Below are 13,504 nucleotides of genomic sequence, written 5' to 3'. Positions count from 1 at the left end.
AGCGGGTGCTGTGGCGCACGAGCTGCACACCCTCCACTTTGAGGATTTTTATGGGTTTTCCATATGTTGCCCCTGTCGCGACTTTGTCTCGGCACGACTTTATCCGCTTTGAGCTGCAATTTGTTAAATCGTTGCTTGAATTTTTCTCTTGCCAATCGGTTCGCTTCATTATTGGCGAGGGAGATGAGTGGGTCGAGAGTTACGGTCACTCAGCCGAGCTGTCAGAGGCGGTTCGGGCAGGGGTGACCCTGGTGCGGCAAGGGAACAAGCCGGTTGTCGGTCCTGAAGGTCAGACCCTCTTTCTGCCGATCCGGCAAAACGGAGAGCTGGTGGCTGTCGCGGTTTTGACCGGGGAGGGAGAGAACCAGTATCGCCGGTATTCAGAGGATTGGCTTCTTGAAAGGGGGAAGCTGGTCGTCAGGGAGTTCTCGTTGATTAAGCGCTGGGCAATGGACCCGGTATCCGGAGTTTTGAACGCCATTCATCTGCGAGAGGAGTTGCAGATTCTGCTGGCTCTTGCCGAGACTCATTCTGCCCCTCCGGATGGCCAGCTTATCCTGATCGAGGTGGCGATGCGGGCTCAGGGCGCTGGTCAGTTATTGCAGAATATCAGTCTGATTGCTGCGTATCTCGACTCTTTGATCGGCATTCAGGCGTCGCTGCACCATGTGGGCGCCGGGGTCTTCGCCTTGATCCGGAACGGCTCGAACATGGATGAAGCCCAGCGGTTCGGTTCGGTGTTGTTGCGTAAAATGAAGCGTCAGGGGACTCAGGAGGGCGATCCCGTCAGGCTGAGGAAGGTTCATGTCGCCATTACGCCGTTGAGCGCTGTAACCCATGGGCATTTCGAGAGTTCAGATGATGAGTCGGCAGTCGATCATCTCCTTGACCTGGCGTGGCAGACTTTGGAGACGGCCAGAAAGCGAGGGAGTTTCTCTACCTCGGTTGCTGCGGATGAAACGATGGTTCAGCAACATCTGCTTGCCCCGCTTGCCCCTGAGGTGATGGCGCGATTGAAACGGGTGTGGAAGGGAGAAAACGAGTTTTCCTTAGTCGCCATCCAAAAAGATATCGCCGATCAAGACGAATTCCCCAGCCGGGTAATCGTCTTGGCTGGGGAAGAGGTGAAAGTGGTCGTGCTCGATAGTAGTCGGGCTATCATCTATCTGCCCGGTGCGGAGGAAGAGCCTGCCGCTGAATGGGCGTGTGGTTTTGTCAATAGAATCAATTTGTTGGGTATTGGCACCTTTTCCATGGGGGTTGCCAGTTACCCGTGCCCCGGATTTCATAAGCTCGATATGCCGGCTAATGCCAAGAAGGCCTTGGTTCATACCCAATTCTTTGGGGCCGGGACCATTACTTCCTTCAGTGGGGTGAGCTTAAATATCAGTGGCGATATCTATTATAATGAGGGCGATCTGGTCAGCGCTATCCGCGAGTATCGGCTGGGGTTGAACCTTACTCCTGATAACGTCAATCTTTTGAATAGCTTAGGAGTTATTTACGCCCAGCTTGATGATTACGCCAAGGCCATTCCGCTGTTTGAGCGGGCGATAGCGCTGAATGTAAACGATTTTATGGCCTTGTTTAATCTTGGCTTTGCCCACCTTTGTCATGGCGACCAGGATAAGGCTCTTGAATCTTTTGAACGAGCCGAGAAGATTGATGATACCCACTTTGATCTCCTGCTGCAACTGGGACAACTGTACTGTCAGCGTGGTAAGTATAAGGTGGCTGTCCGGGTGTTGACCAAGGCTGAAAAGGTTGTCAGTAGTCAAGGTCGAACAGGGAAAAGAGTGTCTTTGGATCGTGGTGATTCCGGGAGCGAAGAGAGGCAGGGCCTCTTGGGTCATGGTTTGGTCTATCGTTATCTTGGTGAGGCGTATAAGGGGATCGGACACAATCGGGAGGCCATGACCTATCTCCAGCGGGCTGCCCGCTATAATAGCAGGGACAGCGAGTCGTTGAGTCAGTTGGGGGAACTCTATGCCGCCGAAAAGCAGGGCCTTGACATTGCCCTTGCTTTTTGCCGACAGGCGGTGGAGATTGAGGGGAGCAGAGCATCGTACTGGCACCGAATGGCGGTTGTTCTGGATTGCCGCGAAGAGTGGAATGAGGCGCTGGAGGCTGTGCTGCGCTGCTTGTCCCTGGACCCGGGATATGTCGATGCCTTGATGTTGAAAGCCTCTCTTTATGAAAAATTACATCAGCCCCAACTTGCCAGGGGCGCGTATGAGAAGGTGCTGCGGCTTGACGGAACTCACTCCCGTGCCGTTAAAGCGCTTAAGAAGATTAATCAGACCAGGAGAAAAGTGTGAAGGCGCACCTAAGTCATAATTTGAATTCCACCGACAAACAGCAATACTCGCTTGATAACTTTAATGTCGGTGATTCGTGGCGTTTGTTTAAGATCATGTCGGAGTTTGTGGATGGTTTTGATACCTTGTCGGAGATTAAGCGGCCTGCGGTTTCTATTTTTGGTTCGGCCCGGGTCAAGCCTGACGAGAAATCGTATCAATTGGCCGAAGCCATTGCCGGTGGGCTGGCTCGGGCCGGTTACGCGGTGATTACCGGTGGCGGACCGGGGATTATGGAGGCCGCCAATAAAGGAGCTTCGGAGGCTGGCGGCATCTCAGTTGGCCTCAATATTAACTTGCCTTTTGAGCAGGAGCCCAACCCCTTCTCCAATATGCCGCTCAGCTTCAAGTATTTCTTTATCCGTAAGGTTATGTTTATCAAATACGCCATGGCGTTTGTGGGGATGCCTGGCGGTTTCGGGACCCTGGACGAGCTGTTTGAGGCCGTGACTCTGATCCAGACCCGCAGGATTAAAAGTTTTCCGATTATCTTGGTCGGCAAGGATTATTGGTCCGGCATGGTTGATTGGATTAAGGAGAGGATGCTCGAATCCGGCCATATCAATTCAGAAGATATGCTGTTTTTTAATGTCATCGACGATCCGGATGAGGTGGTGAATACCATCCGGCGGACGGTTGTTGTGTGATTTCTTGGCTAGGTGTAGGGGCGGAGGCCTTTCCGCTCCACTCAGGGCATCAGCGTAAACTCCCTCATTCTCTCGCCTGATGCAGTTGATATGATCGCTCCAGGGTGTGGATAGCGCCTTTTGGGGTCAGGGAGCTAGAGTAAAGATGGAACGCGGTCACGGTAAATGCGCCGCCTTGAAACTCTGCATTTTTTGATAAGAACGCGAAGACTGCCTCTTTCGGGGGATCTTTGAGGCGGGCTAAGGTGATGTGGGGAGTGAATGGTCGTTCTTCGGGAGTGATGCCAAATCTTCTGATCTCTTTCTCGAGGTGCCGCTGGAGGGTGAAGAGACCGGTTGCCTCCTCGCTTACCCCTGCCCAGATCACCCGAGGACGCCCTTTGGCAGGAAAACAACCTATGCTCCGCAGGTGGCATTTGGCCGGGGGCAGATCGTTGCCACTGAGGCCATCCATGATCGCGCGGAACAGGCCGTTGTCGACGTCGCCGATAAAGCGGAGGGTCAGGTGCAACTGATTTGGTGGAAGCCAGTGGGTGCCGGGGATGCCGTGACAGATACCTGTCAGGGTGGTTTTGAGTGATTCCGGCAGGTCGATGGCGACAAAGAGGCGGGGCATGGTGGTGTCCTCCTTTGAGTTCTTGATTTTTTTTACCACAACGTAATCGTTCACCAGAAGCGTTGAACGTGCTGATTTCACCGGACTGTAAACGTTTACCGGGTGCCCCAGATGCACGAAAGCGGTCTGCGAAGTGTGCTAGTTGCACATGAGCAGGCCGCTAACAAAGCAGATGGGGTGCCCGGTGAACGTTTACACCACAACTGCACGGGGGCTTATCTGTTATGCACTCAAGCGTTAATGATGTCCTCACCTACGAAGTGAAGCAGGAGATCGCCAACCGCTATTTCGGCTTCCGCAAGCTGATTGAGGAAGACACGATGGCCCTGGCAGATAAAATCCGCCACTATGCCGTTATCCTTGAGAAGAGGATTGTTTTTGACTTGATCCGCGTTTTTATCCTGATCAAGGATGAGACCTTGATTGAGAAGTTTATGGCCCTTGCCGATATTCCGGAGGAGAGTTTTTATGATCCCTACCTTATCCAGTCGCAGACGATCAGGAAAAGGGTGTTCGAGGGGGTGCGCTTTCGTGGCCTGACTAAGAAGGGTTGCTTCAGCAATGCAATCATTGATTGTTATGAGCGTCTCATTGATCATGTGGAGCGGTATCGGGAGCAATTTGCGGAACTGGTAGCGAGTCAGCAGATGATCAGTGATGAGATTGATCTTTTTTACCGGAAAAATGATCTTGGTTCAATTCTCGGGTTTTTGCGCGGGCTTGGTGACCCGGCGTCCAGTAGCGTAATGAAGGGTGGCTTGGAGCAGGATCTGGCCATGGATCTTGATCGCAAGCTGCGCATCAGCCCACCTGTGCCCATTGATCACATTCTGCCGGTTCTTTCCCCATTGCCACCTCTCTCTGTCATTAGGCGAGAGATGAACGCGATTATCTCTCAGTCCTATAGCCTTCAAGGCCAAGACATTCACGATTATTTATCCGATAAGACCTTTTTTGCCCGCTACTCCTGGTAGCAGCGCGCCTTGTTCAGAGGCGCGTTCTTTGGCTATCCCTTTTTGTCATCGCTGCGAAGCCCGCAGGTACTCGTAAAACACCTGATAATGGTGGGGCAGCGTCCGCTTCTTGTGGGTAACGAGATAAAAACGCCGACTTTGGAAAAGACCTGGGTACGGTATTTCGACCAGTTCACCAAGGCTTAGAGAATCCTGGACCGCAATCCGGGAGATCCAGGCAGCCCCCAGCCCTTCTTTTACAGCTTCTTTTACTGCGGCTGACGATCCCAATGTCGCTACCACAGTCATGGTATCTAGAGAGATGCCAGCCTCTTCCAGTAGATGGATCATGCTGTCTCTGGTCCCTGACCCTTCCTCCCGCATCAGTAGCGGGATCTGTGCGAGGTCGGCGGCGGTAAGAAGGGGAGTAGTGATCAGCCCCTGAGCAGCGACCAGGACGAGTTCGTCTTCTGTGAGTGGCACATAGTGGAGCTGGTTCTCCATTTTTGCACCAACCACCCCGCAGAGCAAGGAGTGATTAAGGACCATATCGATGATCTCGCGGCTGTCATGGATTGAGATCTCGAAGGAGGTGTCGGGATACTGCTGGCGGAACAAACAGGCTTGACGCGGCAGGATATAGGTTCCAGGGATTGTGCTGGCCCCAATGATCAGTTCGCCCTGCACCTGACCCTCTTCGGCCTTGAATTCCTCTTGGAGGCGAATCGCGTTGTCCAGGAGACGCAGCACCTTGGGGTAGAGCCTCTCTGCCCGTTGGGTTGGGGCGATTGTGCGCCCAAGCCGGTCAAACAGCTTGCAGGAGAATTCGTGTTCAAGATTTTTGATGTGTTCACTGATGGTGGGCTGGCTGACGCACATCTCATCCGAGGCCTTGGTGAAACTTTTGTGCCGGAATACTGAGGCGAATACCTTGGGCTGATGAAAATCCATGATGACTCCTGTGGGCTATGCAATTTATTGACCGGAATTGAGTTATTATCCCTCAATCTAAAGGATAGAGAAATACGATAGAAGGTATTTTGCAAGAAAAAACAAAAACCTCCCGACAATAATTTTTTTGAGTCGGGGATGATTTTTTTTGTTGATAATTTTTTTTATGAGCCAACCGATTTTTCTGTTTACAAATACATTATGTTGTGCGATTGTGCTCGCCAGTACACAATATAGCGTATGCTGTGTGCGCCGGTGGATTCCGGAGTTCTGCCTTGTTTTTAGCGGGGAAGGTCCCCAGTTGGCTTGGTGAGCAGGGTGATGAGGGGTCTCTTTTCCCCTCGCTTTTGCTCACTCCGCCGACGGATCGGTACCACGTCGCAGCAGTAATCTCTTGCTCACCACAGAAAGCAATCTCTTAACTGATTAACAGAAAAATCTTATGCCGACGGTAAATGCCATGACCAAACGAATCAGCACCACAAATATCACCTTGCCCCCTGACGCCATCAAGCCGCAATTCAAAGACAATGCCTTGACCGTTCTCAAGAAACGTTACCTTATCCGGGACCAGCAGGGCAACGTCACTGAAGACCCGCAAGACATGCTCTGGCGGGTGGCGAAAACCATCGCCGCCGGAGACCTGGTCTTTAATACCAATGCCCCCATCGCTCAATTGGCAGTAGATTTCTATGAGATGATGGCCTCTTTTGACTTCCTTCCTAACTCGCCGACCCTGATGAATGCCGGTCGTGAGTTGGGTCAGCTGTCCGCCTGTTTTGTGCTGCCGGTGGAAGATTCCATGGAGAGCATCTTTGAGGCGGTCAAGCAGACAGCCTTGATCCACAAGAGCGGCGGCGGCACCGGATTCTCCTTTTCCCGGATCAGGCCCCATAACGATGTCGTTCATTCGACCAAGGGCGTTTCCAGTGGACCCTTGTCCTTTATGTCGGTTTTTGACTGCGCTACTGAGACCATTAAGCAGGGTGGCACCCGTCGCGGGGCTAATATGGCCATTATGCGTGTTGATCATCCAGATATCATGGACTTTATCAAGGCCAAGGCCGATCTGACCAAGCTCAACAACTTTAATCTCTCGGTGGCTATTACTGATGAGTTCATGGAGGCGGTCAAGGTTGACGGTGAGTACGCCCTGGTCAATCCTCGTGACGGGGAGATCGTCAAGAAGCAGAGCGCGAACAAGATCTTTCGCCAGATAGTCAAACAGGCCTGGTTGACCGGCGAACCGGGTATTGTTTTTATCGACCGGATCAATGCCAAAAATCCGACACCTCAGGCGGGGATGATCGAGAGCACCAACCCCTGCGGCGAGCAGCCGCTGCTGCCGTATGAGTCCTGTAACCTGGGTTCCATCAATCTGGCCAATATGGTGGTCGGCGACAAGGTGAATTATCAGAAGCTGGGCCGGACCGTGGAGAAGGCGGTTCATTTCCTCGATAACGTTATCGACATCAATCGCTATCCCTTGCCGGAGATCGATCGGGTCACCAAGCGCAATCGTAAGATCGGTCTTGGTGTGATGGGTTTTGCCGACATGCTGGCGATGCTTAATGTTCCTTATTCTTCAGCGAAGGCCACGGAGCTTGCCGAAGAGGTGATGCACTTTATCGATACCAAGGCCCATGATTGTTCCATCGCCTTGGGTGAGCAGCGGGGTGCCTTCCCTAATTTTCCGGAGAGCATCTACGGTCGCCAGAACCCCTCGGCTCCGGTCCGTAACGCGACTCGGACCACCATTGCCCCTACGGGTACTCTCAGCATCCTGGCCGGGTGCTCCAGCGGTGTCGAGCCGATTTTTGCCATCTCCTTTATCCGTCGGGTGATGGACAACACCGAGATGATTGAAGTCAACCCAGTGTTTGAGCGGGTTGCCAAGGAGAATGGCTTTTATTCCGAAGATCTGCTGCGCAAGATTTCCAAAGCCGGAACGATTCAGGGCTTTGAGGAAATTCCCACCAAATTCCGCCAGGTGTTTGAGACTGCTCATGATATCACGCCGCGCAACCATATTGATATTCAGGCAGCCTTCCAGAAGCACACCAACAATGCGGTCAGCAAGACAATCAATTTTGGTCATGGCGCCACGGTTGATGATGTCAAGGAGGCCTATCTCCTGGCCTTTGAACTGGGGTGCAAGGGGATTACCATCTACCGTGACGGTTGTCGCGCCAACCAGGTGTTGAGTACGACTAAGACTGACAAGAAACAGGACTCAGCCGAGTCGTCGGCGCCGGTGAAGCGCGATCGCCCGCGCAGCTTGGTGGGCCGGACCTATCAGATGGCCACCGGTTGCGGCCAGATGTATGTGACAATAAACGAGGATGAGCAGAATCGTCAGTTCGAGTTGTTTAACTTCGTCGGCAAGGCCGGTGGTTGCGCCGCCAGTCAGTGTGAGGCCATTGGTCGGTTGGTTTCTCTCGCTTGGCGAAGCGGCATGTCCGCAGATCCGATCGTCAAACAGTTGATTGGCATCAGTTGCCATAAACCCGCAGGGTTCGGGGCGCAAAAAGTCCTCTCCTGTGCCGACGCCATTGCTCAAGCCGTTCGTCAGCATATCGAGGGTGTCAGTGGCAAACCGGACAATGGCATGTCCGAGAATGCCATGAGCTTTGGCGCCTGCCCGGAATGTGGAGGGGCGGTGGAGCACGAGAGCGGCTGCTGTGTCTGCCACTCCTGCGGGTACTCCGAGTGTGCTTAATCCAAAGGGCCAGGATTTGAAACCCAGGAGTGTGCGGGAGGCCATAAGGTGCAAATTGGAGGGCATAAGCTGCAATTTGGTAGAGCATAACCTGCAAGCAGATTGGTTCAGGAGTGAACCTGAATTGGCAGATTTGAAGTCCAGTTATGATTCTAATTACTTTGTATTGGATGAAGCTAGGGATTGATTTTCACTAAATGATTGCGATCACTGATTGTTTGGCGTTACACCAAAACGGGGGATGAAGAGATTTTCTTCACCCCCCGTTTTGCGTTAACACATCTGGGAGTGAAGAAGTGGTTGGATGAAGGATTCATTTGTGGAGGGATGACGAGTCAGACTTCGTCGTTGCCGTGTCTGACATTGTCCCTATGACAATAAGTATCACGGCTCAGCAGTTCTTTGTGACTTGGTTTGTGGTGTAGTGATGGTCTGCTACGGATTATGAGGCAGGTCGAAGTGTTTTAGCTTGATATCTGAGCGGCCCAAGGCGATTTGCCGAGGATTTAAGAAATTTTATTGTTTCTGTGTCTCTACCTGCCATCGGTGGGCTTATCGAGATGAGCGTCGATTTGTGACTTTAATTTGTGTTGTGAGCGTTGTTAGGTCACTGCGTTTAATAAATGCCGCAGTTCCCCCTTTATAGCTTCGCGGTATTGGGACTACGGTGACGTTTAACTGCGTGCAGATTTGTAACAATTTGGATGAGGTGGAATTGACTTGAGTTGCTAGGTGTCCTAAGGAAATATAATTCTTCGAAAAATGATCTACAGATTTCCCGTCAACCCTCAGCCTAGATGGTTTCTGCTGTTGTCCAAATAGATAGCCCTTTTCGATTAATCCAGGAATAGCCTGGATGTCACATTTTATACGATCGGCTGCGTTTTTGCGCGAAATGGTACAAGCCGAATATGCAACTCTACATGATTGAATGTATTTGAGAACATCATTTTTTTTAAAAATGATTTGTTCCACAGAGTCTCCAATCCTGCCTGCCGAATGTATTTCCCCAATGAGATAGTCACGAACGAAATCGGCTTTTCCTGATTTTGACCAGAATTGAAGTTGCTCCATAATATGAGCAAAAGTAATAAAATCATTATTTCCGGTTATGGATTCACGTATAAGAGGGCTGAGGTTAAGTAAATTGAACCGGAAGACATTTAAGTCAGCCTCGTGAAAGCCTGGTTTTTGTCTCGGCATGTGTTGGATATCGTAATGGCCTGACTCTCTTAACCCTTTAAGAACGCTAACAGGGATACCAATAAAGGCTGCTGCTTCACGCATCCTAATCACCCTTCCTTTGACCTTAGGAGGTATGAATAGATTCTCTAAGTCGACAAGATAGCGCTTTTGGGTGTTAGCCATGACCTCCTTGATTTCAATTTTACCTTTTTGAGCCCATTTTTTAACGGTTCTTATGCTAACACCCAATTGTCGGGACAATTCAGCTGAGGAAACGAAGCGTTCTTTGGAGATTGGCATTCCACGCATCATTTTCTTGTCCACGACGCTCTCCCCCCATTCATTTAGCCCAAAATTCACAAATTCATCGCGAAGAAATTCGATGTATTTATGGCTAGTTCGTTGTTTAAACATTGATGAGTAATAATTCTCAAAATATTTTCTTAATCCGATAGTTGGATGTTTGTCATAATTTGCATGTGCTCCAAGTTTTCTTAGAAAATCGTGATAGCCAAATGGCCAATTCGTAAAGACTTCAGCTGCGCTGGCCACGAGATTGATTGGAGTGATTTCTGCTGTTGATAAATGGCCAACAAGATTAAATCGTCCTAGAGCTGGTATCACCAGAAGGAAAGATCGTAATGAAATTTCTTCCATCTCTCTAATAGGAAAATTGTTCGGATTGTTGATGTTACTGACTGACTTGCCATGGATTTTCGCGAATAATATTGCCATTAATTCGGTGACGGGGCTATTGACTTCTATCCTTGGCGAATCTGATAGCAAGGCGCCACAATTACATCTCAAGAGACCGGGTCGAAACCACCGAAGATCTTTGCCGCAGATATGACATTTGTTGATCACTTGACATTTATGTTTAGGGCAGGCAACAGATAGATTGATATCCCAACATGCGTCGAGATGTCCTGTTTCGGCAACACAATGGGGGCAAAACGATGGTTTTGTTAATCGCAAAGGATAGTGTTTAAGCGAATTTCCCAGCGACTTACCTAAAATAAAAAATTCTCGTGAATTGTTTCCTGAGTTTTTCGAGTACGCAATCGGTTCTAGATCTGATTGATCTTTCCCGAGAATAGTTGCAAGTTTGTTAAAGGGAAAACTTGCTGTTTTCCTTTCGTATTGATTGAATCCAGCTAACTTTAAAATATGTCGTGGATTGTCGTATCCGTTTTCTTCAGAAACGCGTAAGGCAAATCCCCAAAGGCTTTCAGTGGCAAACGGTGAAGGGGTTCTAACTAGTAATGTAAGGTCCATGGCGCTGTTACTGAGCTGAAAGAATCTGTGATGGAGTCATTTTATTTCTTCTTTTCCTTCCCGATTTTATTGTGGCAGATTCTGATCCTGGTTCCTCGGGCTCATGTGCTCCAATTTTCTGTATTTGTGAAAGTATGAATTCGGTTGGTTGGTCTGAAAATGCATCGTCGAATGGATTGGGATGCTCATGAGTCCAAATGGATTTGGCATAAGCTTGACTAAGATTTTTCAATTTGATGATATTGTCGCCAGAATCAAGCGCGTCCCAAACTGTTTGTCTAAGTAATTTTGTCAGATATCCAATTAGGCCACCTGTGGCACAATAAAACCTAAAAGACATTTCTTGATTGGAAAATTTAGGGGTATTAAAATATTTTTCCATTATTTGTTGAAATGCGTCCAATATTCCAATAAATTCTTCCCGTTGGGTATCTTTTGACCAGTCAAATCGTGGCAATATTATTGGTGCCATAAAACGACCTGCTAATTGTTCATTCTGGTCAATTACTGTTTTGCATGTTGGTAGTCCAGCAACAACAAGGGATACTTTGCTGTCATCTACCAGTATTTTAAGCCAGTCAGCAACATGATGCATGACTTTATGAGATCCTTTGTCATAAAAGTGCTGAAACTCATCAATCATAACCATTTTTATTCCAGTTTTATTCATTAAGCATTTTAGTCGAATTGTTTTAGAATTTTCTGTACCATTTGTAAATATTGGATCTTTAATCTCGCGAAGCATTAATTCTACTAAACTTTTAACAGTAGGCTTTGATGGAGTTTTTACTCTGATAATTTTTTTATTAATACCATTTTCATCCCGTGTTGGGTTGTGTTGGCACTCGAAATCTTCCAATAAGCGACTTTTGCCTGTTCTTGATTCTCCAATTAATGCGATGCCTATCGGTTCTGATGCTTCATCGCTGTAATTTAGGCATTGTGCTATTCTTTGAGTAGCATTATCAAAAGCGGTATGGGGAACTATCGTTGTTTCAATAAGATATTTTGTAGAGATTTGAGATTCTATATTAATCATCCGAGTCCTCCTGTATATAGGAGGAAATACGTTGTCTTTGGATTGGGGTAAAAGTTTTAAATTTTCCGCTTAATTGATCCAATGTGTAAGTTGTAAACTCAGGAGCTGGTGATGATATTATATCAGAATTAATTTCTTTACTTTTGGTGAGTGGTCGATCGATTAGTCTTTCAGTATCTGTGAATCTAGCAACTTTTTTGTTCGATTTATTTTTTTTCAGTAATGACTCATTTCTGATTATATTAAATATGGTATCTTTGGCCATAATCCAGGAATTTATATCTTGTTTTTCCATATTCTTTTTTGAGTAGTTTTTGAAAACACGGTGTTGCCAATTGGTTAGTCCCTCTGCGTAATCCCAAGATATAGCCCGAACCATGTATGTAGTCTGTTTGTCTGGTGCGAAAACATATATTGAACCAATGTCTCCATCATCAACGCTAATCTCAACATCAATACTGTCACCGTGTTTTCTACGTAACTCAGTTAGTTCCGGGGAGTTGTATAGTAGGCCGGACAATTCTATTCCCTTGTGGGTCAGTTTTCTGAGTTCTTTACGTCCCATGATGGCATCGATGATTGCAGGATTATCTGGTAGCGGGATGTCTTCCGAATGAATGCTTGAGTCCCACATAGATGCTGGAGACAATCCTAGAGCACGATGATTTTTTTGATGATAGTAATCGACAACCCATATGTAGATTATTTCCCGGAGTATACTTAGTCTGACAACAGCATGCTTTTCTGGGTTATAGTCATCTTTTTCAAAAATATTTCGAAAAGTTGTCCCGGGATTTCCATGGGCAATTCCTTTGTTAAAGGTGTTGAAAAATCTTTCGATTTTGCCTTTAAACCATGGGACCTTGCGGGGGGCGTAGTGAATTTCAATACCCAGCATAAAGCATGCTTTTTCTAGGCTTTGGCTATGGAATTCAAGGCCATTGTCAACAACAAGTTCTCTCATAACTCCATGTGCATTCCATTTTTTATTAATTGATGGATATACTTGATTAAGTTCAATTTTGGGCAGAAATGCATGCTTTAAGCAGCGAGATACGCTAAGATGACTCGGTGGTTCAAAGCCAATATTGATTCCAAGAAGACAACGAGTATAGTCATCAATACATGCAGTGACATATGGTCTGCCAAGTGGTAATCCGTTTCTATCATCAATAACGAATAGATCTAAGATGGTGTGGTCAATCTCTGCACGTTCCAAGGGAGCATTTGTGGTGCGATGGGATTGTACAGACCGAAATTTTTTTATTGCTGCCGTGCGGCCGTGTCGAGCAGCATATTTATCAAAGGCCGGTAATTGTGATATCATACCCTTTACCAATGTGCGTGTCGGAAAAGGAAGGTATATGGACGAAGGTCGAAGGTGATTTTCCTTTATCACCGCTGCTTTAGCATTGTCTAGAGTGTCCTGAATAGTTTTGCGTTCGCGCGTGAGATAGATTGTTTCAATGGACTGCTCTACAATATTAATCACCTCGTCGGGATAGCGAGGTTTCCTGTTCCCTTTGTTGTATTCCTCGCCAGTTAAGGCGGTAATATCTTTACCAGCTTCTAGGTAGTTTTTTTTCCACCTGAAAACTGTTGTCCAGTGAGGAGGTTTTTGGGGCTCTTTTAAACGGTCCCATGTGCTCTTTATAATTGGCGTCATTTCAGATTCTGTGTTCTGGCATTCTATTACGCTGAGTACGTATGCTCGTCTGATTTTAGCTATGTTAAATTTATCGTCAGGAATTATACAGGTTGC

Annotated in this window: 9 protein-coding genes; 4 read left to right on the top strand and 5 right to left on the bottom strand. The window is 47.9% G+C overall.

The window, feature by feature from the left end; translation table 11 throughout:
• Positions 1–50: 50 nt before the first annotated feature.
• Both FP815_08120 and FP815_08115 read left to right on the top strand, forming a co-directional pair.
• Positions 51–2,318: a tetratricopeptide repeat protein gene (locus tag FP815_08120; GenBank protein MBA3014905.1), complete on the top strand. Its 2,268-nt coding sequence runs from the start codon at positions 51–53 to the stop codon at positions 2,316–2,318.
• Between the two features lie 95 nt (positions 2,319–2,413).
• Positions 2,414–3,004, top strand: a complete 591-nt coding sequence (locus tag FP815_08115; protein MBA3014904.1) for a TIGR00730 family Rossman fold protein — start codon at positions 2,414–2,416, stop codon at positions 3,002–3,004.
• Positions 3,005–3,068: 64 nt separating this feature from the next.
• On the opposite strand, the gene thpR is transcribed toward FP815_08115, so the two are convergent.
• Positions 3,069–3,620, bottom strand: a complete 552-nt coding sequence (gene thpR, locus FP815_08110) for an RNA 2',3'-cyclic phosphodiesterase (protein ID MBA3014903.1) — start codon at positions 3,618–3,620, stop codon at positions 3,069–3,071.
• Between the two features lie 224 nt (positions 3,621–3,844).
• Between thpR and FP815_08105 the strand changes: the two genes are divergently transcribed.
• Positions 3,845–4,594, top strand: coding sequence for a hypothetical protein (locus FP815_08105; GenBank protein ID MBA3014902.1), 750 nt, complete (start codon positions 3,845–3,847; stop codon positions 4,592–4,594).
• A gap of 45 nt (positions 4,595–4,639) precedes the next feature.
• Here FP815_08105 and FP815_08100 read toward each other — a convergent pair whose 3' ends face one another.
• Positions 4,640–5,524, bottom strand: coding sequence for a LysR family transcriptional regulator (locus FP815_08100; GenBank protein MBA3014901.1), 885 nt, complete (start codon positions 5,522–5,524; stop codon positions 4,640–4,642).
• A 460-nt stretch (positions 5,525–5,984) separates the two neighbouring features.
• Between FP815_08100 and FP815_08095 the strand changes: the two genes are divergently transcribed.
• A complete protein-coding gene (locus FP815_08095; protein MBA3014900.1) occupies positions 5,985–8,243 on the top strand; it encodes a vitamin B12-dependent ribonucleotide reductase in 2,259 nt (752 codons plus the stop codon).
• A 552-nt stretch (positions 8,244–8,795) separates the two neighbouring features.
• On the opposite strand, the gene FP815_08090 is transcribed toward FP815_08095, so the two are convergent.
• The 3 genes from FP815_08090 to FP815_08080 are packed head-to-tail and all read right to left on the bottom strand — an operon-like array spanning position 8,796 to position 13,408.
• Positions 8,796–10,703 (bottom strand): hypothetical protein, encoded by a 1,908-nt coding sequence (locus FP815_08090; GenBank protein ID MBA3014899.1) that lies wholly within the window; start codon positions 10,701–10,703, stop codon positions 8,796–8,798.
• Between the two features lie 7 nt (positions 10,704–10,710).
• Positions 10,711–11,742, bottom strand: a complete 1,032-nt coding sequence (locus FP815_08085) for an AAA family ATPase (GenBank protein ID MBA3014898.1) — start codon at positions 11,740–11,742, stop codon at positions 10,711–10,713.
• Positions 11,735–13,408: a DDE-type integrase/transposase/recombinase gene (locus tag FP815_08080; protein MBA3014897.1), complete on the bottom strand. Its 1,674-nt coding sequence runs from the start codon at positions 13,406–13,408 to the stop codon at positions 11,735–11,737. The genes FP815_08085 and FP815_08080 overlap by 8 nt, the downstream gene beginning before the upstream one ends.
• Between the last annotated feature and the right edge of the window lie 96 nt (positions 13,409–13,504).

This window comes from Desulfobulbaceae bacterium, from assembly GCA_013792005.1.
Lineage (GTDB): Bacteria > Desulfobacterota > Desulfobulbia > Desulfobulbales > VMSU01 > VMSU01.
The sequence above is the reverse complement of the archived record's forward strand: the minus strand, read 5'-3'. Positions and strand labels throughout refer to the sequence as shown.